Source organism: Nonomuraea sp. NPDC048826, assembly GCF_043198225.1.
Taxonomy (GTDB): domain Bacteria; phylum Actinomycetota; class Actinomycetes; order Streptosporangiales; family Streptosporangiaceae; genus Nonomuraea.
On sequence record NZ_JBICUQ010000010.1, the window covers coordinates 194,506 to 217,199 of the forward strand.

At 71.2% G+C, this 22,694-nt stretch carries 24 protein-coding genes; 15 read left to right on the forward strand and 9 right to left on the reverse strand.

Annotated elements, in window-relative coordinates; genetic code table 11:
* Complete coding sequence (greA, locus tag ACGFI7_RS33685) at positions 1-501, reverse strand: transcription elongation factor GreA (protein WP_393411803.1); 501 nt, start codon at positions 499-501, stop codon at positions 1-3.
* A gap of 107 nt (positions 502-608) precedes the next feature.
* On the reverse strand, positions 609-1,028 hold the full coding sequence (locus ACGFI7_RS33690; RefSeq protein ID WP_393411805.1) for a DUF4307 domain-containing protein: 420 nt from the start codon (positions 1,026-1,028) through the stop codon (positions 609-611).
* 137 nt (positions 1,029-1,165) lie between these two features.
* Between ACGFI7_RS33690 and mca the strand changes: the two genes are divergently transcribed.
* From mca to ACGFI7_RS33705, 3 genes are read left to right on the forward strand one after another with little or no spacing between them, the layout of a single operon-like run.
* Positions 1,166-2,050, forward strand: a complete 885-nt coding sequence (gene mca / locus ACGFI7_RS33695) for a mycothiol conjugate amidase Mca (RefSeq protein ID WP_393411807.1) — start codon at positions 1,166-1,168, stop codon at positions 2,048-2,050.
* Between the two features lie 45 nt (positions 2,051-2,095).
* Complete coding sequence (locus ACGFI7_RS33700; RefSeq protein ID WP_393411809.1) at positions 2,096-2,257, forward strand: hypothetical protein; 162 nt, start codon at positions 2,096-2,098, stop codon at positions 2,255-2,257.
* Positions 2,257-2,547: a GNAT family N-acetyltransferase gene (locus ACGFI7_RS33705; RefSeq protein ID WP_393411811.1), complete on the forward strand. Its 291-nt coding sequence runs from the start codon at positions 2,257-2,259 to the stop codon at positions 2,545-2,547. Before ACGFI7_RS33700 ends, ACGFI7_RS33705 begins: the two co-directional genes overlap by 1 nt.
* Here the strand turns inward: ACGFI7_RS33705 and ACGFI7_RS33710 are convergent.
* The gene (locus ACGFI7_RS33710; RefSeq protein WP_393411813.1) at positions 2,533-3,684 is read right to left on the reverse strand and encodes a hypothetical protein; all 1,152 of its coding nucleotides are present in this window, start codon (positions 3,682-3,684) and stop codon (positions 2,533-2,535) included. The two genes, ACGFI7_RS33705 and ACGFI7_RS33710, sit on opposite strands and share 15 nt — an antisense overlap.
* 101 nt (positions 3,685-3,785) lie before the next feature.
* On the opposite strand from ACGFI7_RS33710, the gene ACGFI7_RS33715 reads away from it, so the two are divergent.
* The 10 genes from ACGFI7_RS33715 to ACGFI7_RS33760 all read left to right on the forward strand — a co-directional run bounded on the left by ACGFI7_RS33715 (position 3,786) and on the right by ACGFI7_RS33760 (position 13,605).
* Positions 3,786-4,307, forward strand: coding sequence for a hypothetical protein (locus tag ACGFI7_RS33715; RefSeq protein ID WP_393411815.1), 522 nt, complete (start codon positions 3,786-3,788; stop codon positions 4,305-4,307).
* A 226-nt stretch (positions 4,308-4,533) separates the two neighbouring features.
* A complete protein-coding gene (locus tag ACGFI7_RS33720) occupies positions 4,534-6,327 on the forward strand; it encodes a phosphoenolpyruvate carboxykinase (GTP) (RefSeq protein WP_393411817.1) in 1,794 nt (597 codons plus the stop codon).
* Between the two features lie 276 nt (positions 6,328-6,603).
* Positions 6,604-7,533, forward strand: a complete 930-nt coding sequence (locus ACGFI7_RS33725; protein ID WP_393411819.1) for a TIGR04222 domain-containing membrane protein — start codon at positions 6,604-6,606, stop codon at positions 7,531-7,533.
* Between the two features lie 32 nt (positions 7,534-7,565).
* On the forward strand, positions 7,566-8,384 hold the full coding sequence (locus tag ACGFI7_RS33730) for a DUF692 domain-containing protein (RefSeq protein WP_393411821.1): 819 nt from the start codon (positions 7,566-7,568) through the stop codon (positions 8,382-8,384).
* Positions 8,381-8,743, forward strand: coding sequence for a hypothetical protein (locus tag ACGFI7_RS33735; RefSeq protein ID WP_393411823.1), 363 nt, complete (start codon positions 8,381-8,383; stop codon positions 8,741-8,743). Before ACGFI7_RS33730 ends, ACGFI7_RS33735 begins: the two co-directional genes overlap by 4 nt.
* A gap of 60 nt (positions 8,744-8,803) precedes the next feature.
* Positions 8,804-9,796, forward strand: coding sequence for a TIGR04222 domain-containing membrane protein (locus tag ACGFI7_RS33740; protein WP_393411825.1), 993 nt, complete (start codon positions 8,804-8,806; stop codon positions 9,794-9,796).
* 51 nt (positions 9,797-9,847) lie between these two features.
* Complete coding sequence (locus ACGFI7_RS33745) at positions 9,848-10,696, forward strand: amidohydrolase family protein (protein WP_393411827.1); 849 nt, start codon at positions 9,848-9,850, stop codon at positions 10,694-10,696.
* A gap of 15 nt (positions 10,697-10,711) precedes the next feature.
* Positions 10,712-11,269 carry a hypothetical protein gene (locus ACGFI7_RS33750; RefSeq protein ID WP_393411829.1) on the forward strand — a complete coding sequence of 186 codons (558 nt, stop codon included), beginning with the start codon at positions 10,712-10,714 and terminating at the stop codon, positions 11,267-11,269.
* Positions 11,270-11,323: 54 nt separating this feature from the next.
* Complete coding sequence (locus tag ACGFI7_RS33755; RefSeq protein WP_393411831.1) at positions 11,324-12,085, forward strand: isoprenyl transferase; 762 nt, start codon at positions 11,324-11,326, stop codon at positions 12,083-12,085.
* 251 nt (positions 12,086-12,336) lie between these two features.
* A complete protein-coding gene (locus ACGFI7_RS33760) occupies positions 12,337-13,605 on the forward strand; it encodes a PhoH family protein (protein ID WP_393412171.1) in 1,269 nt (422 codons plus the stop codon).
* A gap of 12 nt (positions 13,606-13,617) precedes the next feature.
* Here ACGFI7_RS33760 and ACGFI7_RS33765 read toward each other — a convergent pair whose 3' ends face one another.
* From ACGFI7_RS33765 to ACGFI7_RS33775, 3 genes are read right to left on the reverse strand one after another with little or no spacing between them, the layout of a single operon-like run.
* A complete protein-coding gene (locus ACGFI7_RS33765) occupies positions 13,618-14,127 on the reverse strand; it encodes a hypothetical protein (protein ID WP_393411833.1) in 510 nt (169 codons plus the stop codon).
* On the reverse strand, positions 14,124-15,536 hold the full coding sequence (locus ACGFI7_RS33770; protein WP_393411835.1) for an ATP-binding protein: 1,413 nt from the start codon (positions 15,534-15,536) through the stop codon (positions 14,124-14,126). Before ACGFI7_RS33770 ends, ACGFI7_RS33765 begins: the two co-directional genes overlap by 4 nt.
* Positions 15,533-16,207: a response regulator transcription factor gene (locus ACGFI7_RS33775; RefSeq protein ID WP_148029174.1), complete on the reverse strand. Its 675-nt coding sequence runs from the start codon at positions 16,205-16,207 to the stop codon at positions 15,533-15,535. Before ACGFI7_RS33775 ends, ACGFI7_RS33770 begins: the two co-directional genes overlap by 4 nt.
* A 282-nt stretch (positions 16,208-16,489) precedes the next feature.
* On the opposite strand from ACGFI7_RS33775, the gene ACGFI7_RS33780 reads away from it, so the two are divergent.
* Together ACGFI7_RS33780 and ACGFI7_RS33785 are read left to right on the forward strand one after the other, a co-directional pair.
* On the forward strand, positions 16,490-17,182 hold the full coding sequence (locus tag ACGFI7_RS33780) for a transglycosylase SLT domain-containing protein (RefSeq protein WP_393411838.1): 693 nt from the start codon (positions 16,490-16,492) through the stop codon (positions 17,180-17,182).
* Between the two features lie 70 nt (positions 17,183-17,252).
* Positions 17,253-19,250 carry a glycosyltransferase family 2 protein gene (locus ACGFI7_RS33785; RefSeq protein ID WP_393411840.1) on the forward strand — a complete coding sequence of 666 codons (1,998 nt, stop codon included), beginning with the start codon at positions 17,253-17,255 and terminating at the stop codon, positions 19,248-19,250.
* On the opposite strand, the gene ACGFI7_RS33790 is transcribed toward ACGFI7_RS33785, so the two are convergent.
* Genes ACGFI7_RS33790 through ACGFI7_RS33800 form a run of 3 tightly spaced genes read right to left on the reverse strand, consistent with a single transcriptional unit; the run spans position 19,240 to position 22,675 of the window.
* Entirely contained in the window at positions 19,240-20,406 is a 1,167-nt protein-coding gene (locus ACGFI7_RS33790; protein ID WP_393411842.1) for a tannase/feruloyl esterase family alpha/beta hydrolase, read from the reverse strand. The two genes, ACGFI7_RS33785 and ACGFI7_RS33790, sit on opposite strands and share 11 nt — an antisense overlap.
* Entirely contained in the window at positions 20,406-21,404 is a 999-nt protein-coding gene (locus tag ACGFI7_RS33795) for an alpha/beta fold hydrolase (RefSeq protein WP_393411844.1), read from the reverse strand. Before ACGFI7_RS33795 ends, ACGFI7_RS33790 begins: the two co-directional genes overlap by 1 nt.
* On the reverse strand, positions 21,401-22,675 hold the full coding sequence (locus tag ACGFI7_RS33800; protein ID WP_393411846.1) for an MFS transporter: 1,275 nt from the start codon (positions 22,673-22,675) through the stop codon (positions 21,401-21,403). Before ACGFI7_RS33800 ends, ACGFI7_RS33795 begins: the two co-directional genes overlap by 4 nt.
* Positions 22,676-22,694 lie beyond the last annotated feature (19 nt).

Here is a 22,694-nt window from a genome sequence, read left to right on the forward strand (position 1 = left end):
TCAGTTGCCGATGTAGGGCACGGCCTCGAGGATCTCGACGGTGTTCTGGCGGCCGTTCGGCATGCTGTAGGTCGCCTTGTCGCCGATCTTCTTGCCGTTGATGGCGGCGCCGAGCGGTGACTTGGGCGAGTAGACGTCGATCGGCGCGCCGCTCTCCTCGCGGGAGGCGAGCAGGAAGGTGACCTCGTCGTCGTCGCCGACGAACCGGATGGTCACGGTCATGCCGGGCTCGACCACGCCGTCGGCCGCGGGGGCCTTGCCCACGCGGGCGTTGTCGATGATCTGGCGCAGATGGAAGATCCGCGCCTCCATCTTGCCCTGCTCGTCCTTGGCGGCGTGGTAGCCGCCGTTCTCACGGAGGTCGCCCTCTTCACGGGCGGCCTCGATCTTCTTGGCGATATCGACACGCCCGGGCCCCGAGAGATATTCGTACTCGGCCTTCAGGCGGTCGTACGCCTCCTGCGTCAGCCATGTGACGTTCTCATCGCGAGAGTCGGCCACGGGTTCTCCTTGCTTGCTAGGGGGCCCTGAGATCACTGAAGGTTACGTACGGTTGAATTGCGAAAGGGTAACAAGCCCGCCGCACGAACGCTTCCCCAAATGTCTCACTATACGAGATTGCAGTACTGGATGTGGACGGAAGTCGCCTCGGCGCTGGTGCCCAGGCGTTCCTTGACCTGCCTTGTACCCTCACCTCGCGGAATTCTTACTTCCTTGCTGCCCACTTCCACGTGATGGACGTCCATCGCGCGCACCCGGCACACCGCCTCGCGGTCGTCGGGCTTGCTCACCGTGAAGGTGATCTCGGCCTCCGACGGGCCGCGCACGGAGAACGACACCACTTGCGGGACCGCGCCGTTGGCGCTGCCGTTCATCGACCACATGACGTAGCCCCAGCCGCCTGCGACGATGGCCACGAGCACGCCGATGACGACGTGCACGACGAGCCGGCCGCCGCGCTCTGGACGGTCCGGGAAGTCGTCGGGTGTGCCGAGAACGGGCCCGTTCCCGACATCTCTGGTGGCCATGGTGGAATCTCCCTGCACTCCCTCGGCGTTATCCGAGACAATTGTCGCCCGCGGGGGTCATGCCCTCGCGACCGCCCAGCAGAAACTAACCTCTGTGGGCGACTGATCGGTCCCTGTCCTTGAGGAGACGTCGAGCCGTGAGTGCACCACTGAGGTTGATGGCCGTCCATGCCCACCCCGACGACGAGTCGAGCAAGGGTGCCGCGACGATGGCGCGCTATGTCCGTGAAGGCGTTGATGTGCTGGTTTGTACCCTCACGGGAGGTGAGCGCGGCTCGGTCCTGAACCCCAAGATGGAACGACCCGAGATCGTGGCCAACATCGCCGAGGTGCGCAAGGCCGAGATGGACCGGGCGCGGGAGATCCTCGGGGTGAGCCAGCGTTTCCTGGGCTTCATCGACTCGGGGTTGCCGGAGAGCGAGGAGGAGCAGCTGCCCGAGGGCTGCTTCGGCCTGCAGAAGCTCGAAGTGGCGTCGGCGCCGCTGGTGGCGGCCGTACGCGAGTTCAGGCCGCATGTGATCCTCACGTACGACGACGACGGCGGCTACCCGCACCCCGACCACATCATGACGAACAGGGTGTCGGTGGAGGCGTTCGAGGCCGCCGGCGACCCCGACCGCTATCCCGGCACCGGCGACCCGTGGCAGCCGCTGAAGCTCTACTACCACATGGGTTTCCACCGGGCCAGGTTCGAGGCGCTGCACGAGGCCATGCAGGCGCGTGACATGGGCTCGCCCTACGCCGATTGGATCTCCCGCTGGGAGGACCGGCCCGCCAAGTGGGAGGTCACCACCCGGGTGCCGTGCGGCGACTACTTCCAGATCCGCGACGAGGCCCTCATGGCGCACGCCACCCAGGTCGACCCCGACGGCTGGTGGTTCGTCTGCCCGCGCGAGCTGCAGGAGGAGATCTGGCCGACGGAGGACTACCACCTGGCCCGCTCGCTGGTCGACACCGAGCTGCCGGAGGACGACCTGTTCGCCGGCATCCACGCCGAGGAGACGTCCGCCGCCTGCCACTGAGCCGGCGGGCGGAGCACGACCTTCGGGTGGCAGACTGGAGGTGTGATGGTTCTAGCAGCAGGTGAAGTCAGTCCGGGCCTGCTCGGCTTCCTCGTGGTGGCCTTTCTCGGGTTCGCCCTCTACTTCCTGGTCAAGTCCATGAACAAGCAGATGGGCAAGATCGAGGTTCCGCACGAGCGCGAGCTCGAAGACAAGAAGGCCGACTAGTGTCCGAGGACGTCGTCGACAACCCCGAGAAGAGCCGTTTCGAGATCTTCGTGGACGGCCAGGTCGCCGGGTTCGCCGACTACCTGCTGCTGCCCACCAAGGTCGTCTTCACCCACACCGAGGTGCTGCCCGAGCACAGCGGCAAGGGGCTCGCGGGCCGGCTGATCGGCCACGCGCTCGACCTCACCCGCGACACCGGCCTGAAGGTCGTGCCCCGCTGCGAGTACGTCGCCGGCTACATCGAGCGCAACCCCGAATATCAAGACCTGGTCGACTCAGTCACGAGGTGACCAGGCGCGCTCCAGCGCCCTGGGCAGCCCCCACCAGCCGAGCGGCGTGAGCACGTCGTCCTCGTCCACGACGCCCAGCTGGGCCCAGAGCGCCACCACGGGCTCGAAGAGGCTCTCGGTCGACGACAGGTCGTCGGTGTCCGCCTCGTCGACGTCGATGTCCTCCGACTCGGCGATCAGGCGGGCGATCCGCTCCGGCGAGGCGAGCACGCCGGGCCCCATCCGGGCCAGCGCCGCCACGGCGGCCAGCCAGTCGGCGTGCTGGATCGCGCAGAGGTGGGCCAGCATCTCGTCCTCCTGGCTGACCTCGCCGTTCAGGTCGGCGAACTCCTCCAGCAGGGCGCCCTCCTCGGGCAGGTCGGAGACCGGCCCGGCGACGCCGGCGACCACCGTCAGCCACAGCTCGGTGTCGTCGTCGGGCATCACCTCGCCGTCGAAGCCGGCGCAGGCCCGCAGCACGTTGCCCGGATAGCCCGCGACGGCGAGCAGCTCGCGCAGCCGGGTCGCGGCCCGGTCGAGGTCGGCGACCGGCAGCTCGGGCTGCTTGACCAGCTCGCCCATGATGCGGCGCAGCTCCGACAGCGCGAACGCCTCCTCCTCGTCCCAGGCCGCGAAGAGCTCCTCGTCCTGCTCGTCGCTGACCGCGAAGCCGGGCACCCGCCCGTCGGGCAGCGGCGTGGCCAGCCAGCCTTCCTGCAGCTCCTCGTACGCCCGGCGGGCCCTCGGGTCGCCGGTCGCGAGCGCGTCCGGGTCGATCTCGCCCGCCCGCACCCGCTCCTCCAGGAAGGCCACGAGCAGGTCGTGCATCTCCTGGGCCACCGGGCCGCGTTCGTCCTCCTCCGGCCAGACGAAGTAGCTCGGCGTCATCAGGATCGGCTCGGTCCCGGTCGACTCGATCCACCGCTGGACGTCACCCACCGTGGCCGCGCCGGACTCGATGGCGGCCAGGGTCGTCCTGGCCGACTCCCAGAACGGCAGCGTCAGCGGGTGGCCGGCGGCCATGAGCGCCCTGCGCAGGTCGGGCAGCGCCACCAGCGCCACTCCCGAGGGCACGGCCAGCAGCGCCCGCGCCAGGTCTCTACGGGTGAGCGCGGTGGCCGGGCGGCCCGCGTGGCGGCAGACGAATTCCAGGTCCACGCTCCGTAAACTACGCCTCCGCCCTGGGCTTCCGCACCTGCCGGGCCGCCGTACGGGCATCGGCGCGTGCATTCTTCGCGCAACTGTGTAATGGTGATTACATGGCAAGTGACGAAGGCGTCGCGCAGGTGCGCGGCTGGTTCACCGGACGGCTCCCCGAAGGCTGGTTCACCGGGGCGCCCGAGATCATCAGGGATCGCGAGGAGATCGCGGTCATCGGGGCGCTGCCCGATCCGCCGGGCGACGCCGAGGAGGCCGAGCGCGCCGCGCTCGTCGAAGGGCTCATCGGCCGCTTCCGCGAGGAGACCAGGGAGCGCCGGATCGAGATCGCCAAGGAGGCCGAGCGGAGGTTCCGGCAGAAGGTCTCCTGGGGGGTCTCCTGCGCCGGTCACACTGTGATGTTCACCACACTGTCCGTGCCGGTCATGACCCGGTTGCGGCAATCGGAGCGCCAGGTGCTCGACACGCTCGTCGCCGCCGGCGTGGCCCGCAGTCGCAGCGACGCCCTCGCCTGGTGCGTCCGCCTGGTCGGCCGCAACACCGACACCTGGCTGGCCGATCTGCGCGATGCGCTGCAGCATGTGGACCGGGTCCGGGCCGAAGGGCCCGACGTGAATTCATGAGTAATGGACTAAACCATTGCCGACATTGGTTTAGACCATCGGGATTGGTATATACCAGTGCCCTGAGTTCATTCTTTTAAAACCGTTCGCGGTGGGTAGGGTCCCCCAATCGTCAAGGCCGCTGCCTGCGGTGACACCCGAGGTCGAGAGGTCTACGCCAATTGGCTTCCGGGTGTCGTCGTCGTTAATGATGAGCGAGCCCTGAGAGAGTGGAGGAGCCGCTGCCGTGTCCGTAACCGTGGAAGTCCCCGCCCCGACCAGCAATGCCGAATTGGTCGCCTGGGTCAATCAGATAGCCGCGCTTACCCAACCGGACCGGATCGAATGGTGTGATGGTTCGGAGGAGGAGTGGACGCGCCTGACCAACCTTCTCGTCGACCAGGGCACGTTCACCCGCCTCGCGAAGCGGCCCAACAGCTTCTACGCCGCCTCCGACCCGAGCGACGTCGCCCGGGTGGAGGACCGTACCTTCATCTGTTCCGAGCGCGAGGAGGACGCGGGACCGACGAACAACTGGATCGCGCCGGCGGAGATGCGCGAGACGTTCGGCGAGCTCTTCAAGGGCTGCATGCGCGGCCGCACCATGTACGTGGTGCCGTTCTGCATGGGGCCGCTCGGCGGCGAGATCTCCCAGGTCGGCGTGGAGATCACCGACTCCGCCTACGTCGCCGTGTCCATGCGGATCATGACCCGGATGGGCGAGCGCGCGCTTCGGCTCATCGAGGAGCGCGGCAGCTTCGTCAAGGCCGTCCACAGCGTCGGAGCCCCGCTGGAGCCCGGTCAGCAGGACGTGCCCTGGCCGTGCAACTCCACCAAGTACATCAGCCACTTCCCGGAGACCCGGGAGATCTGGTCGTACGGGTCCGGCTACGGCGGCAACGCGCTGCTCGGCAAGAAGTGCTACGCGCTGCGGATCGCCAGCGTCATGGCCCGTGACGAGGGCTGGCTGGCCGAGCACATGCTCATCCTCAAGCTGACCCCGCCGTCAGGCGAGGTCCGCTACATCGCGGCCGCCTTCCCGAGCGCCTGCGGCAAGACCAACCTGGCCATGCTGCAGCCCACCATCCCCGGCTGGAAGGTGGAGACCATCGGCGACGACATCGCCTGGATGCGCTTCGGCGACGACGGGCGGCTGTACGCCATCAACCCCGAGGCCGGATTCTTCGGCGTCGCGCCAGGCACCGGCGAGGTCACCAACGCCAACGCCGTCAAGACGCTCTGGGGCAACAGCATCTTCACCAACGTCGCCCTCACCGACGACGGCGACGTGTGGTGGGAAGGGCTCACCGAGGAGCCGCCCGCCCACCTCACCGACTGGAAGGGCCGCTCCTGGACGCCCGACAGCGACGAGCCGGCGGCCCACCCGAACGCCCGATTCACCACTCCCGCCTCCCAGTGCCCGACCATCGCCCCGGAATGGCAGGACCCCAAGGGCGTGCCGATCTCGGCGATCCTGTTCGGCGGACGCCGCGCCACCGCGGTGCCGCTGGTCACCGAATCGCTGAGCTGGCAGCACGGCGTCTTCCTCGGAGCCAACGTCGCCTCCGAGAAGACCGCCGCCGCCGAAGGCAAGGTCGGCGAGCTGCGCCACGACCCGTTCGCCATGCTGCCGTTCTGCGGCTACAACATGGGCGACTACTTCGGCCACTGGCTGGAGATGGGCCGGCGTGAAGGCGTCGTGCTGCCGCGCATCTACTACGTGAACTGGTTCCGCAAGAACGCCGACGGCAAGTTCATCTGGCCCGGCTTCGGCGAGAACAGCCGCGTGCTCAAGTGGATCGTGGACCGGCTCAACGGCGACGCGAAGGCCGTCCCGACGCCGATCGGGCTGCTGCCCGACACGCTCGACACCGACGGGCTCGACCTGTCGGAGGAGGACCTGCACACCCTGCTCAGCGTCGACGAGGAGGTCTGGCGCGAGGAGGCGTCGCTGATCCCGGCGCACTTCGACACGTTCGGCTCCCAGCTGCCGAAGGAGCTGTGGGAGGAGCACCAGGCGCTGCTCGACCGCCTCGGCTGATCAGTTCTTCCCGGCGCCGGTCGTCCCCGTGACGGCCGGCGCCCGGCTGTCTCCGCTCGGTGGCCGGCCCCGCTCGACCGCCTCACCCGCGCACGAGAGCATGCGCGGCAACCTCTCGCCGAGCTCGCCCGCCTGCGGGCCCTGGCGATGCTCGCGGTGGGCCTGGCGGTGGCGGGCGCGCTCGCCCTGTTCGCGTGGGCCGAGCCGTTCGGGGCCCGGCGCCGGGAACTTCGCTCTGCCGGTGTCCGTCTATCGGGTACACGGGAGGAGTGGCCCATGGAGACCTCGAACTTCTTGCTCGTCCTCGCCGGATGCGCGCTGCTGTGCGGGGGCGTCTGGCTGACGCTCCGGTCCATCCGGCTCGACCGTCGTCGCGCCGGTGTCGACCGGGCATCGTTCTCCGATCTGGATCCGTACGAGGTGGCCTTCCTGGCCGGAGGGCCGTCGAGGGTGGCCGAGACCGCCATCGCCGCCCTGGTCGACGCCGGCGAGCTGCGCGTCGCCAGGGGTGGCACGCTGCACGCCGTCGCCGGGTCGGGCCGGTCGGCCGCCGGTGTCGAGGGGGCCCTGCTCGCCGCCGTCCGGGAGCGTCGCGGGGGCATGGGGGCGGACCACGCGCGTACGGTCGTCGCCCGCTCCGGTGAGCTGGCCGGGGTGCGCCGCCGGCTCGTGGACCTCGGCCTGGTCCACAGTCTTTCGACTCCCGGCGGGGTGCGCGCCAAGCTCACCCTGCTGCTGGCGTTCCCCGTGCTCGCGGCGGGCCTGACGGTGGCCGAGGCGGTCGCGTTCCTGCTCAACCCGGACGGGCTCACGGGGGCCGGTGTGATCGCGATGGCGGCGACCGGCCTCATCGGCTTCGGGTTCCACGCGAACGAGCGTCGCGCGCTGCGTGACGCGCCCACCGAGGCGGGCCGCCGGGCGCTGGAGGAGGTCCGGAGCCGGTACGGTCGCGGCCGGCTGCGCGCCTCGTCGGAGCCCGTGATGCCGGTGGCGCTGTACGGGCTGGGCGAGCGGAGGGACCCGAGCCTCGACGAGATCGCCGCGCGATACCGCCACCGGGGCGGCCACGGGTCGAGCGGCGGCGGCGGTGGTTACTCAGGTGGTCACTCAGGTGGTCACTCAGACGGTCACTCAGACGGCCACTCGGGCGGTGACTTCGGTGGCGGAGGCGGAGGCTGCGGGGGAGGCGGCTGCGGTGGTGGCTGAGCTTGCCCGGCTCGGGGGAGGCGGCTGCGGTGGTGGCTGAGCTGCCCCGGCTCGGGCTGGGGATCGGCTGGCGGGCCGAGATCGACCTCACCGTCGAGCGGCTGCCCGGGGTCGAGTTCGTGGAGGTCATCGCCGAGAACGTGCGGCCCGCGCGGCTGCCCGAGTCGCTGCGGGTGCTGCGCGGGCGCGGCGTCCCGGTGGTGCCGCACGGGGTCGGGCTCGGCGTCGGCGGCGCGGAGCCGCCCGACCCGGCCAGGCTGGCCCACCTCGCGGCGTGCGCGCGGGCGCTGGGGTCGCCGCTGGTGAGCGAGCACCTGGCGTTCGTCAGGGCGGGCGGCGTGGAGGCCGGTCACCTGCTGCCGGTGCCGCGCACGCGGGAGGCGCTCGACGTCGTGACCGAGAACGTGCGTCGCGCCCAGGACGCCCTGCCGGTGCCGCTCGCCCTGGAGAACGTGGCGGCGCTCTTCGGCTGGCCGGACGACGAGCTGACCGACGCCGAGTTCCTCGCCGAACTGGTCGAGCGTACGGGGGTGCTGCTGCTCGTCGACGTGGCCAACCTCCACACCAACCAGGTCAACCTCGGCCTGTCGGCGGTCGACGCGCTGGACCGGCTGCCACTGTCCCACCTGGCGTACGTGCACGTGGCGGGCGGGGAGGAGCACGACGGCCTCTGGCACGACACCCACACGGCCTCCGTTCCCGACGAGATCCTGGACCTCCTCACCGCGCTCTGCGCCCGCACGGCTCCGCCGGGGGTCCTGCTGGAGTGGGACGACGCCTACCCGAGCGACGCCGCCCTCGCCGCCGAGCTGGCCCGCGTCTCCGCCGCCGTGCGGGCGGCCGCCTCGTGACCGGCGACGCGGAGGAGCGGCGCGGGAGGCTGGCGGAGCGGCAGGAACGGCTGCTGGCCGCGCTGGTGGCCGGGGGCGAGGCGCCCGAGGGGTTCGACGCCGGGCGGCTGCGGGTGCAGGCGCGGAGCCTGGTCGCCAAGAGGAGGAGCGTGGTGGCCAGGCTGCGGCCCGACGCGGCCGCGGCGGCGGGGCGGGACCTGGTGGCGCTGTTCGACGCCTACGCGGCGGACCGGGCCGGGCCGCCGTCCGGGTACCGGGCCGACGCCGACGACTTCGCGGACTGGCTCCGGCGCCAGGGCAGGATGCGGCCCGCGGAGAGGAAACCCTGGTGGTCGCGCGTCCTGCGCCGCCGGTCGTGACGGCGCGACCATGGCATCACGCGCACCACGGTCGGGGGATTCCTTCCGAGGGAGGCCGTCATGGCATTCATGATCGCGTTGTTCGCCGTCGTGGCCGTCGCCGTCTGTCTGCACGTTTCCGTGGTCGGCACCGCGTCGTTGGCGGACGACGCGTACAGGGAGATGCGGGGCAGCGTGCGGCGGGGGCGGGGCGAGCTCGGCACGTACGAGCTGGGCTACCTGGCGGGCGGGCCGCTGCGGGTGGTGAACACCGGCCTGGCCGCGCTGGTGGGCCAGGGGCGGCTCCGCCTGTCCAGGGGCGGGACGCTGCACCGGGTGGCCGGCTCCGACTGGCCGGCCGACGAGGTCGAACGGGCGCTGCTCGGCGCCGTCGAGCGGCACGGCGGGCGGCGCGGCGTGCCGGAGGTGCGGCGGGAGGTGTCGCGCGGGCCGGAGGTGGAGGCGGTGCGGCGCCGGCTCGTGGACCAGGGGCTGCTGGTGGGCGACGACGAGCTCTCCCGGGCCCGTCAGCTGCTCCGTGATCTCCGCCGCCGGGTCTGGCTGACGCTGGGCGCGGCGGCCGTCGCCGGGCTCGGCGTGGTGCCGGTGGCCGTCTGGGTGTCGGCCGACGCGGCGTTCGTGCTGTTCGGCGGCATGCTGTTCTTCGTCGTGACGGGGGTCAGGGGGTTGCGCGGGTACCGCCGCAAGACCGCGCTGATGGAGAACCTGCTCACGCGCGCGGGCAGCGACCGGCTGCTGGCGGCCAGGGAGACCTACGGGGAGCGAGGCGGTCTCCCGGACCTGGTGTACGCCCCGGTGGCGGTGTACGGGCTGGGCGTGGTGGGGGACGCCCAGCTCAAGGCGGAGCTGGCCAGGACGGAGGACGGCGCGGCGGGCTGCGGAGGAGGCGTCTGCGGCGGCGGCGCCGGTGAGGGCGCGGGCGCGTTCGGCGGCGGTGACTTCGGCTCCGGCGGCGACCCGGGCTCGGCGGGCGGCGGAGGAGGGGGAGACGGCGGCGGCTCCGGCTGCGGCGGGGGCGGCTGCGGTGGCTGCGGTGGCTGCGGGGGCGCCTGACGGCCCGCCGGCTCTCTTGCCCGGCTGTCCCGTACATCCTAGGTTTTGCCTGTGATTGTCGACGCGCACCAGCACTTCTGGGACCTCGAGACCGGCGAGTACCCCTGGCTGACCCCCGACTCGGGCGTCCTCTACCGCACCTACGGACCCGAGGATCTGGTTCCGGAGCTGCGGACGGTCGGGGTGGACCGGACCGTGCTGGTGCAGGCGGCCGACTCCTACGCCGAGACGGACGCGCTGCTCGCGCACGCCGACGCCCATCCGTTCATCGCCGGAGTCGTCGGATGGATCGACCTGACCGATCCGGCCGAGGCGGCGGCGGCACTCGACCGGTACCGGACGCGCCCGAAGTTCGTAGGCGTCCGCCATCTGATCCACGACGAGCCCGATCCCGACTGGCTCGTGCGCGAAGGCGTGCTGGAGTCGCTGGGCCTGCTGGCCGCGGCCGGGCTCCCGTTCGACGTGGTGTCGCTGCTGCCCCGGCACCTGGACCACGTGGTGACCGTGGCCGAACGCCATCCCGGGCTGAAGCTGGTCGTCGACCATCTGTCGAAGCCGCGGATCAAGGACCACGCGTGGGAGCCCTGGGCCACGCAGATCGCCGCCGCGGCCGCGTGCCCGAACGTCTTCGCCAAGGTGTCGGGCCTGGTCACCGAGGCCGACCACGAGCGGTGGACGGTGGAGGACCTGCGCCCGTACGTGGAGTACGCGGTCGAGCGGTTCGGCCCCGAGCGGCTGATGTTCGGCAGCGACTGGCCGGTGGCGCTGCTCGCGGCCGACTACGCGACGGTCTGGCACGTGACGCACGCGCTGCTCGGCGGTCCCGGCGCCGAGCAGGTCTTCGGCGGCACCGCCGTCCGCTTCTACGGCCTTGACCAGGAGATTCACCCGCCTTCGTGAGGGAAGGGACACGGCGTGGTGGGACTACGCTGCGCCGACGGCTCCCTTCTCTTCGTGACTCCGGTGCCCTGCAAGGACAGCGCGGGCAGGCCGTACGAGGTCACTCTGGAGCTGTGCCGTGACGGCGTCCCGTACGGCACCGTCGGGGAGCGGTGCGCCTGGCGGCTGGCCAGGCTGGCGCGGGGGGTCGAGGCGGCGCGCGGCGACCACGCGCAGGCGCGGAGGTGGCCGGATCCCGACGACCGGTTCCCGCCCGGCGAGGGCGGCCAGGAGTTGTTCTCGTTCCGGTATCACAGCAGGTGGGGCGGCGTGACCGGAGGGGAGCTACGCTGTTCGCTGCGTACCATCCCCCTCTGGACGACCCGGCCGGAGCAGCACGGCGAGTGGCGGCTGACCCGCAGGGCCTACGTGGAGGCGTGGGGCGTGAGCGGTCTGGGCACGCGGGCGATCCTCACCTCGGGCGAGCTGGCGGCGTTCGTCCGCGCTCTGGTGGTCGAGGCCGAAGGCTGTCTGGCCACGACAGACCCGGGCAAGGTCCGCGTTACGGGCACAGGCACGGGCGAAACGCGGTGATAATGGCCTGTCAGGTCTTCCGACCGACATACGGCAGCGCTGGGGAGGGACTCCGTGAGCCTGCGCGACCTGGTCTACCGGCTGTACGAGCGCCGGCTGGAGGCCAAGCTGTCCAAGGACAGCATCCCCCGGCACGTCGGGGTGATCATCGACGGCAATCGCCGCTGGGCGCGTGCCATGGGCATGACCGATGTCGCCAAGGGGCATCGCAAGGGCGCCGACAAGATCTCCGAGCTGCTCACGTGGTGCCGCGAGACCGGGGTCGAGGTCGTCACCGTCTGGATGCTGTCCAACGACAACCTCAACCGGCCGCCCAACGAGCTGGAGCCGTTGCTCCGCATCATCGAGGACGTCGTGCAGGAGCTGGTCGACCAGGGCTGGCGGATCAGCCCGGTGGGCGCCCTGGACCTGCTGCCGGACCGCACGGCCAATGTCCTGAAGAATGCAAAAGAAGTGACATCACACCGTCCCGGCCTGATTGTGAACGTTGCAGTTGGGTATGGAGGAAGGCGTGAGATTGCCGATGCGGTGCGCTCACTCCTGCAAGAGCAGGCGAGCAAGGGCGCGAGCATCGAGGACCTCGTCGAGGGTCTCGATGTCGAACACATCGCGGAGCATCTCTACACTCGCGGCCAGCCCGACCCGGACCTCCTCATCCGGACCTCGGGCGAGCAGCGCCTGTCGGGCTTCATGTTGTGGCAGAGCGCTCACTCAGAGTTCTACTTCCACGAGGCCTACTGGCCGGACTTCCGCAGGGTGGACTTCCTGCGAGCCCTGCGGGATTACGCCGCGAGACACCGGCGTTACGGTTCCTAACGGGACATCCTGGTACTCAGGACGTAACGTTGGAAGTGTTCGGCCGAAGGCCGGACATTCCGGAAAGGGCCCGCCTTTGCGCCGATACCAGCCGAGGGGGCCGGAATCCGGCGCCGACGGCTGGTCGGGGACGCGGGTCCGGTCCGATTCCCGCCTCGTCTGCAGGGTGCCCGTCCGCACGGGCGCCCGGGGGAGAACGTGTGGCAGTGTCCTCGAGCAACCCTACGACCAGTCCCGCCAAGCGCACCTACGTGCTCGACACCTCGGTCCTGCTGGCCGACCCGGCGGCGATGACCCGCTTCGCGGAGCACGACGTCGTCCTGCCGATCGTCGTCATCACGGAGCTTGAGGGGAAGCGGCATCATCCGGAGCTGGGCTACTTCGCGAGAAAGGCCCTGCGTTACCTGGATGAGCTGCGGGTCGAGCACGGCCGGCTGGACGAGCCGATGCCCACTGGGGAAGGCACGATCAGGGTCGAGCTCAATCACAGCGATCCATCCATCCTTCCGGTCGGTTTCCGCCTGGGCGACAACGACACCCGCATCCTCACCGTGGCCCGCTCGCTGGCCGCCGAGGGTCAGGACGTGGTGCTCGTCTCCAAGGACCTGCCGATGCGGGTCAAGGCGGCCTCGATCGGCCTGGCGGCCGAGGAGTACCGCGCGGGGCTGGTCATCGAGTCCGGCTGGACCGGGATGGCCGAGATCCAGGTGACGGCCGAGGACGTCGAGTCGCTCTTCGACTCCGGCACCGCCGAGCTCGACGAGGCCAGGGACCTGCCCGCGCACACCGGCCTGCGGCTGCTGTCGGCCAACGGCTCGGCGCTCGGCCGGGTCCAGCCCGACAAGTCGGTGCGGCTGGTGCGCGGCGACCGCGAGGTGTTCGGCCTGCACGGCCGCTCCGCGGAGCAGCGCATCGCGCTGGAGCTGCTGATGGACCCGGAGATCGGCATCGTGTCGCTGGGCGGCAGGGCCGGCACCGGCAAGTCGGCGCTCGCCCTCTGCGCGGGCCTGGAGGCCGTCCTGGAGCGCCGCCAGCACCGGAAGGTCGTCGTCTTCCGCCCGCTGTACGCGGTGGGCGGTCAGGAGCTGGGCTACCTGCCGGGCACCGAGGGCGAGAAGATGGGCCCCTGGGCGCAGGCGGTCTACGACACGCTGAGCGCCGTCACCTCGCCCGAGGTGATCGAGGAGGTGCTCGACCGCGGCATGCTCGAGGTGCTGCCGCTGACCCACATCCGCGGGCGCTCGCTGCACGACGCGTTCGTGATCGTGGACGAGGCCCAGTCGCTGGAGCGCGGGGTGCTGCTGACCGTGCTCAGCCGCATCGGCGCCAACTCCCGCGTGGTGCTCACCCACGACATCGCCCAGCGCGACAACCTGCGCGTCGGCCGGCACGACGGCGTGGTGGCGGTGGTGGAGAAGCTCAAGGGCCACCCGCTGTTCGCGCACGTCACGCTGACCAGGTCCGAGCGCTCGCCGATCGCCGCGCTGGTCACGGAGATGCTGGAGGACATCACCATCTAGCCGCGGGCCGGCTCACCTGAGCTTGCCGCACGTGAGACCGCTCTCCGTCACCGGGGGGCGGTTCTCATATCTCCGTACGATCTTGACTTCCTGGATGGCCGTGTCCTGCTGGGCGGTGCACACGATCTGGGCCATGGCGATCTTGCTGAGCGTCCCGTCGCCCTTCACGTACACGGTCAGGGTGGAGGTCCTGGGCAGTTTGACCTCGTCGCGCTGGATGGGGTTGAGCGAGTCCTCGATGCCGTCGAAGGAGAAGCCGTGCAGGGCGGTGTCCAGGTCGCCGAGCTGCCGGGTGGAGGCGGCGAAGAGGGCGCGCAGGAGGCTCTCCACCGAGGCGGTCCTGACGTCGGCGGGCTCCATGGTCAGCTCGCCGTCCTTGAGCAGGTAGATGGTCTTGGACGGGGGCGGGACCTCGATGACGGGCGCCGGGGCCCGCTCGATCACGTCCGTGGGCGGGATGCCGCACGCGGTGGCGCCCAGCAGCACCGCCACGGCGCCCAGGATGACGGCTGCGGCCCTCATGCGTGCGGGAGCCAGACGGTGAAGAGGGTGCCGGGGTTCTGCGCGCGTACGGAGATCGTGCCGCCGTGCAGGTGCACGTTGGCGCGCGCGATGGACAGGCCCAGGCCGCTGCCCTGGCTTCTGGTGCGGCCCGCGCCCGCCTTGAAGAAGCGGTCGAAGACGTGCGGCATCGCCTCGGGAGGGATGCCCTTGCCGTGGTCGCGCACCTTCACCTCCAGGCCGTTCTCGGTGCCCCTGGCGCTGACCATCACCGGCGGGGCGCCGTGCTTGAGCGCGTTGCCGACCAGGTTGGCGACGATCACGTCGAACCTGCTCGGGTCGAGGTTGACGACCAGGCCGCCGGGGGCGTTGACCCGCACCTGGTCGCCCCAGCCGCGCACCTCCAGGCAGTCCTGGATCGTGTCGGCCACGTTCACCGGCTCCAGGCTGAGCGTCGCGGTGCCGGCGTCGAACCTGCTCACCTCGATGAGGTGCTCGACCAGCTCGCGCAGCCGCTCGATCTCGTGCAGCACCAGCCGCACCGCCTCCGCCGGGGCGTCGGGCAGCCGGTTGGCCTCCTCGTAGAGCATGTCGGCCACCGCGGTCATCGCGGTGAGCGGGGTGCGCAGCTCGTGCGAGACGTCGGCGACGAACCGGCGCGACATGGCCTCCAGCGAGCGCAGCTCCGACACGCTCAGCTCCAGCGCCGCCGCCGCGTCGTTGAACCTGGCGGTCAGCTCGGCCAGCTCGTCCTGGCCGTGCACGGGCAGGCGGGTGTCCAGGCGGCCCTGGCCGAGCGCCTGCGCGGCCGCGCTGAGCCGCGCGACGGGCCGCAGCACCTGGCGGGCCGACAGCAGCGCCAGCACCAGGGCGATGAGCACGATGGCCGCCCCGCCCTGGGTCATCGTGGTGCGCAGGGTGGCGAGCTGGCTCTCCTCGTCGCGCATCGGGAAGAAGACGAACGCGCGCAGGCCGGTGGCCTCGGGCTCCTGGCCGTTGTCGCGGTAGACGGCGGAGCCGACGATGAGCCAGAGCTCGTTGTGCACCGTCTTGCGCTGGGTGACCACGAACCGCTTGGCCCGGCCGTGCAGCTCGTTGGGCACGTCGTTCAGCGTCATCGGGCCGTCGGCGTGCAGCAGGTCGCCGTACTCGATGACGACGCTGCGCCCCGGGCCGTCCAGCGCGTCGGCGAGGTCCGCCAGTTCCCTGATGCCGGGCTCGGCCTCGCCCTGCCGCAGCCGGCCGATGGGGAAGGTGATCCGGTTGAGCTCCCGGGTCACCAGGTCGATGGCGGTGTCCTCGGCCCGCTTGACCAGCGCCGACTTGGCCAGCTCGAACCCGATGGTGGCCACCAGGACGGAGGCGGTGATGGCGACCAGGGTGAAGAAGAAGACGAGACGGGCGCGGAACCCGGTGGGCAGCCTGATCACGGAGGGCTGAACCGGTAGCCGAAGCCGCGCACCGTGTGGATGAACACCGGCTCGGCGGGCCTCGGCTCGATCTTCGCCCGCACCCGCTGCACGCAGGCGTCGACCAGCCGGGAGTCGGCGACGTGCGTGTGGTCCCAGACCGAGCGCAGCAGGTAGCGCCGGTTGAGCACCTGGCCGGGGTGGCGGACCAGCTCCAGCAGCAGGCGCAGCTCGGTGGGCGTGAGGTGGATCTCCTTGCCGGCCAGCGTGACCTTCAGCGCGCCCCGGTCGATCACCAGGTCGCCGAACGTGATGCGGTCGGAGGCGGCGGACTCGGCCCGGCGCAGGATGGCCCTGATCCGGGCGTCCAGGACGCGCGGCTCGACCGGCTTGACCACGTAGTCGTCGGCGCCCGCCTCCAGGCCGACCACGATGTCCAGGTCGTCGCCGCGCGCGGTGAGGAGGATCACGGGGAGCTGGTCGAGCTTGCGGATGCGCCGGCACACCTCGACGCCGTCGATCCCGGGCAGCATGACGTCCAGGATCGCGATCTCCGGGCGGCGCGCCCTGATGTGGTCGAGGGCCTCCTCGCCGGTCGTGTACGAGGTGACCGAGTGCCCTTGGCGGGACAGGGCGAGTTCGAGCGCCGTACGCACCGAGGGGTCGTCTTCGACCAGGAGAATGCCAGCCACCTGCACATTATTGTGCTATGAGGTGTATGCCCGCGTTCTGTGACGAAACTGTGACGTGCTGCTCATCCGGTACTTAACCGACTCCCTGACGCTGAAAGCGGGCTATGTCTCGCTTCGGGTGCCCGCAGGGCCGCAGAATTCGGTGTGACGAAAATCACACGCATCAGAAAGTCCGGCTTACCTGCTGGTTAGCCAAGGGAGTGCCAAGCAAATCCACCGTTTCGGTTGCGGAGCACCCCCTAGGTCAGGGCAAGCTCATGGACCGTGAGCCCAGGTCCGAGAGTGAGCGAGCGCCCCACGCGCCAAGCCGAGCGTGCGGCGCGCAAGCGTTCGCGGCTGAGCCCCAAACACGTGGCGATCATCGGCCTGTCCGCCGTGGTCGTGGTCGGCGGCGGCGGATACGTCGCCTACCGAGCGGTCGAGAACGCCAACCGCCCGCCGTCCGACGGGCCCTCGCTGGCCGAGCTGGCCCGCCTGGCCAGTGGCGACATGTCCGGCGCCGACCCCGAGACCGACCAGCTCAAGGCCGCCGCCGTGCAGGCGTACAAGGCCGACAGGCTGAAGGAAGGGCGCAAGGGCAACGACCCGCTCGACACGATCATCATCAAGAAGAAGGCGCCCGGCGGCGACGGCTACCCGCCCGCCAACTTCCCGCCCGGCAGCACCCCCTCGCCCGGCTCCAACAAGGCCGTCGCCAAGGAGATGCTCGCCTCCTTCGGCTTCGGCGTCGACCAGTGGGGCTGCCTGGAGAGCCTCTGGCAGAAGGAGAGCGGCTGGAACGAGCGGGCGATGAACCGCTACTCCGGCGCGTACGGCATCCCGCAGTCGCTGCCCGGCACCAAGATGGCCAGCGCGGGAGCCGACTGGCAGACCAACCCCGCCACCCAGATCAAGTGGGGTCTCGGCTACATCAAGGGCCGTTACGGCACCCCGTGCGCCGCCTGGGGGCACTCCCAGGCCAGGGGATGGTATTAACAGGCCATCTTTCCTCCTGTAATCGGCAAGCCGTCACGCCCCCGCGGAAGGGACCGCGCACGCTGGCCGCATGGGTGTGAAGGTCAGCGTGATCGTCAATGTCCACAACCCGGGTGATACGGCCGATCCGTGCATCCGCTCGACGCTGGAACAGACCCTCCCGGCGGACGAGTACGAAGTGATCTTCGTGGACGACGGGTCCACGGACGGGATAGCGGAACGGCTCGACACCATCGCCGCCGTCCGCAGGAACGTGCGCGTGTTGCACCTGCCGCACACGGGTTCCCCCATGCGCGGGCGCAACGTCGGCATCGCCGCCGCCAAGGGCGACTACGTCTTCCTGCTCGGCCAGCAGGACCGGCTGGCCCGCGAGGCGCTGGAACGCATGCACGAGCGGGCGGTGGAGACCGACGCCGACGTGCTCGCCGGGCGGCTGGTGCGCGACGGCGGGCCGCCGATGACCGCCTTCGACCGCAGCAAGGCCCGCGCCGACATCCTGCGCGACCGGCTGCTCACCCTGCTCACCCCGCACAAGCTCTACCGCCGCGCCTTCCTGGAGGAGCACGAGCTGGGCTTCGCGGTGCCCGGCGGAGCCATCGCCGAGCAGGCGTTCGTGGTCCGCGCCTACCTGCGGGCCAAGGTGGTCGCGGTGCTGGCCGAGCAGGTCTGCTGCCACCTGGGCGGCCGCGAGGTGATCACCGAGGAGCCGCGCACCGCCGTGCGCGAGCTGCGGGCCCTGCTCGGCGACATCGACGGGTACGTGGGCGAGGGCCGCCAGCGGGACCGGATGTACGCGTACTGGTTCCGCTCGGCGGTGCTGCGGCCGTTCCTGACGACCGCGTTCGCCGGCTCCTCCATCGACCGCGGCGCGTACTTCCGCATGGTCCAGGAGCTCGTCACCGAGCGCTTCCCCGAGCGGCTGGACCGCTACCTGCCCGTCCAGCTCAGAGCCGTGGCGTCGCTCATCAGGATCGGGCGGCTGGACCAGCTCGTCATGCTGGCCAACTCCTCGCGGCGGGCCGGGCTGCGCGCCGACCTGACCGAGGTCCGCTGGGACGCGCACGTGCTGGTGCTCGGGCTGAGCGTGGAGGTGCTGAGCGGGGAAGGCCGGCCGGAGCGGTTCGTGACGGACGGCGACCGGCTGCTCTGGAAGCCGCCGCGCGCCGTCGACGTCCGGCTGCTGCCGGAGAGCGTCCTCGACGTCACCGGCGCCGTCGAGCGCGCCCGCATCGAGGTCTACCTGCGCCACTCCGGCACCGGTGACGTGCACTTCCTGCCGGTCGCGTACCAGGTGGAGAAGGCACAGGACGGGCGCAGGCACGCCCGCGTGCGGATCCTCGGCGAGGCCAGGGTGGACGTGACCGCGGCCGCGCACGGCGAGCCGCTGCGGCCCGGCCAGTGGGAGGTCCACGTGCGCATGTTCGGCGGCGCCCACCAGGCCAGGAGCCGGGTGCGGCGGCCTGACGGGCCGCTCAACTGCCTCGGCGTGCTCGCCCAGCGGCCCAGGACGCGGCTGGTGGTGCCGTGCTGGACCGACACCGGCGAGCTGGGGCTGGCCGTCGAGCCGCGCTCGTTCACCGAGTCGATCGCGCTGGTGTCACCCGGGGTGAACGTCAAGCTGCTGGGCGAGCACCTGTGGGTGGTGCTGCCGGTGCCGTACGTGCCGCCGAGCGGCGGGCCGCCGCTGGAGCTGGTGCTGCGCACGGGCGGGCGGCGCGAGCGCGAGGTGGCGGCCCCCGCGCTGGTCGAGGCGGGGGTGCCCGGCAGGCTGGCCGGGCAGCTCGTGGCCAAGGTGCCCGTCAAGCGCCGGATGCCCGGCAGGGACAACCTGGGCCCCGGCGTCTGGCTCGCGACGCTGCGCGACGCGGACGAGGAGATCGGGCTCAGGTTCGCGGTGGAGCTGCGGCACGGCAAGGCGGTGGCGCGGCCGGCCACCGCCGTAACCCCGGAACGGCGCTTCCCGCTGGCCCGCGACACCGCCTGGCGGCGGCTGGCCCGCCGGCTGCCCGGCGCGCGCCGGCTCATCCGGCTGGCGCGCGCGGGCAAGCACCGCTACCTCAAGGACTGACCCAGTCCTCCAGCTCCGCGAAGGCGTCGCGGAACACCGGCAGCAGCGGCCTCAACCGGTCCGGGTACACGTCCACCAGGCTGTCGAGATGGTTGCCGCCCTCGACCCGGTGATAGCGGAACGGGCGGTGCGGGCCGACCATGCCGGCGTACACGTCGGAGGAGCGCGAGATCGGCAGCAGCGTGTCCAGCGTGCCGTGGATCGTGATGAGCGGCTTGGTGATCCGGCCGGTCAGCGCGATCTTCGCCATCGCCCCGTACGGCTTGCGCGCGTGGTAGTCGTAGTCCTCCGGCGCCCCGGTGTACGACGGGTCCAGCTCCCGCTGGTAGAGCTGCTGGGTCAGCTCCCAGTAGTACTGCCGGTGGAACGGCCAGAGGAACTCCGAGCCCGGCTCGAACCCGGCGGCGCGCACCCCGGCGGGGTCCGGGTACGCCTTCAACGCCGGCGGCAGGAAGGTGAGCAGGTTGTCGCCCTTGAGCCGCCAGAGCGTGCCCTCCCAGTCGAGTCCGCCGTCGTAGAGGTGGCCGCGGTTCTCCAGCTGCCACCTGACGAGATAGCCGCCGTTGGAGATGCCGGCCATGAGCGTGCGGCGCGGGGCCTTGCCGTAGTGCTGCCTGAGGACCTTCTTGGCGGCCACGGTGAGCTGGGTGACCCGGTCGTTCCACTCGGCGATCGCGTCGCCGGGGCGGCGGCCGTCCAGGTGGAAGTCCAGGCCGGTGTTGCCCTTGTCGGTGGCCGCGAACGCGTACCCCTTGGCCAGCACCCAGTCGGAGATCGTGTAGTCGTTGGCGTACTGCTCCCGGTTGCCGGGGGTGCCGGTGACGACCAGGCCGCCGTTCCAGTCGTCGGGCAGGCGGATGACGAACTGGGAGTCGTGGTTCCAGCCGTGGTTGGTGTTGGTCGTGGAGGTGTCGGGGAAGTAGCCGTCGATCTGGACGCCGGGCACGCCGGTCGGGTTGACGGTGCCGGAGGCGTGCAGGCCCGCGTAGTCGGCCGGGTCGGTGTGCCCGGACAGGGTGGTGCCGGCGGTGGTCAGGTCGGCCAGCTCGGCGACCACGGCGTGTTCGGCCCCCGGCACGATCGGGCCGCCCGCGGCGGCCGGGACCGGCTGCCCGGCCACGAGCAGGCTCGCCACCAGGGTCAACGCGCTGATCATCAGGACTCCCCGAGGTGCTCGGTGAGCAGGCGGACGAACGCCTCCGGGTGCTCCAGGTGCGGGCTGTGGCCGCAGTCGTCCAGCACCGCCTCGCGGTAGCGGCCGTAGCGGTCGAGCACCGTCCGGGTCTGCGTGACCATGGGCTGCGCGGGGGTGCCGGGCGAGCCGGGCACCACGCCCAGCGCGCCCAGGTGGGCGAGGTCGAACATCGAGGCGTCGGAGACGATCAGGTCGTCGGCGCCCCTGATCCACAGGATCGGCGGCTTCGGGTCGATCGCGTGCAGGTCGTCCAGCCGGAAGCAGGTCGGCGCCATCGTGTTGAGCACGCCCGTCTTGCCGGGCGCGACGTGCGGCCAGGCGTCCGAGGTGGCCGCGTCGCCCGGGTAGTTGCCCTCGCCGGTGCGGGTGGTGAGCATGGCGCGGACGTAGAAGTCCTCGTCGGGGACCGGGTTCTTGACGTACGTGGCGCGGAAGACCGAACGCGGGGAGGTGGGCGCCTCGTCCGACAGGTCGCCCGCCGCCAGCCGCGCGACGAAGTCCGGGTTGGCGCCGCCGGCGCCCGCCCCGGCGCCGTCGGGATGGGTGATCCGCCCGTCGGCGCCCTCGGTGCCGCCGAACCCGTACGGCGAGACCGGGTTGACCAGGGTGACGCTCCGGACGGCGGCCGGGCGGTCACGCAGCAGCTGCATCACCACGCCGCCGCCCATGCTCCAGCCGACCAGGTGCACCGGGGCCAGGTCCAGCGCCTCGACCAGCTCGGCCACGTCGTCGGAGAAGTCGCGCAGCCCCCGGGTGGCGTCGACCGGGAGCGCGTCGGTCTCGCCGAACCCGCGCAGGTCCACCGCGAGCGGCCGGAAGCCGCCGGGCAGCGCGGCCATGGTGTCGCGCCAGAAGGCGGCGGAGGAGACGTTGCCGTGCACGAAGAGCACCGGGTCGCCGGTCGTCCTGCCGTCGGCGGTCATCACGTGCTGGGTGAGCCTCGGGGTGGTGATCTTCATGTCCGGATCCTCTCGGCCAGGTCGCGACCCTGCGTCTCCTTGGCGGCGTAGACCGCGACGAGCGTGATGACCGCCGCCAGCGCAAGGTAAAGGGAGATGAAGAAGCTGCTGCCGAAGTCGCGGAGCAGCGCCACGGCGATCGCCGGGGCCAGCGCCCCGGCCACGATCGCCGACAGCTGGGCGCCGATCGAGACCCCGGTGTATCTCATCCTGGTCCCGAACAGCTCGGAGAAGAAGGCCGCCTGCGGACCGTACATCATGCCGTGGAACAGCAGACCCACGGTGACCGCGAGCGTGATCGCCAGGAAGTTGCCGGTGTCGATCAGCGGGAAGAACGCGAAGATCCACACGCCGACCCCGGCCGCGCCGGCCAGGTAGATCGGGCGGCGGCCGAACCGGTCCGACAGCGCGCCCCACATGGGGATCGTGACGAAGTGGACGGCGGAGGCGACCAGCACCGCCGTGAGCACGGTCGAGTTGTTCACGCCGGTGTTCTTGGCGTAGGTGATGACGAACACGGTGATCAGGTAGAAGGAGATGTTCTCGGCCATCCGCGCGCCGATCGCGACCAGCACGTCCCTCCGGTGGTGCCGCAGCACGCCCACGATCGGCGGCGCCTTCTCCGGCTCGGCCTGCTGGAAGACGGGCGACTCGGTGATCGTCAGCCGGATCCAGAGCCCGACCAGCACCAGCACGCCCGACAGCAGGAACGGGATGCGCCAGCCCCAGGCGAGGAACTGCTCCTCCGGCTGCCAGGCGGCCAGCGCCGCCAGCACGCCGGTGGCCAGCAGGTTGCCGCCGGGGGCGCCCGCCTGCGGCCAGGAGGCCCAGAAGCCGCGCCGGCCGGCGTCGCCGTGCTCGGAGACGATCAGCACCGCGCCGCCCCACTCGCCGCCCAGCGCGAAGCCCTGCACCAGGCGGAGCGCGGTGAGCAGCAGCGGCGCCGCCGCGCCGATGCCGGTGTAGGTGGGCAGGCAGCCCATGAGGAACGTGGCGCCGCCCATCATGAGCAGGCTGACGACGAGCAGCGACTTGCGGCCGAACCGGTCGCCGAAGTGACCGAACACCAGCCCGCCGAGCGGGCGGGCCACGAAGCCGACGGCGTAGGTGAGGAACGCCAGCAGCGTCCCGGTGAGCGGATCGGACTCGGGGAAGAACAGCGTGTTGAACACGAGTGCGGCTGCCGAGCCGTACAGGAAGAAGTCGTACCACTCGATCGTGGTGCCGATCAGACTGGCGCCGACGATCTTCTTGATGGATGTGGGGGCCATGCCGTCACGCTAGGGAGTG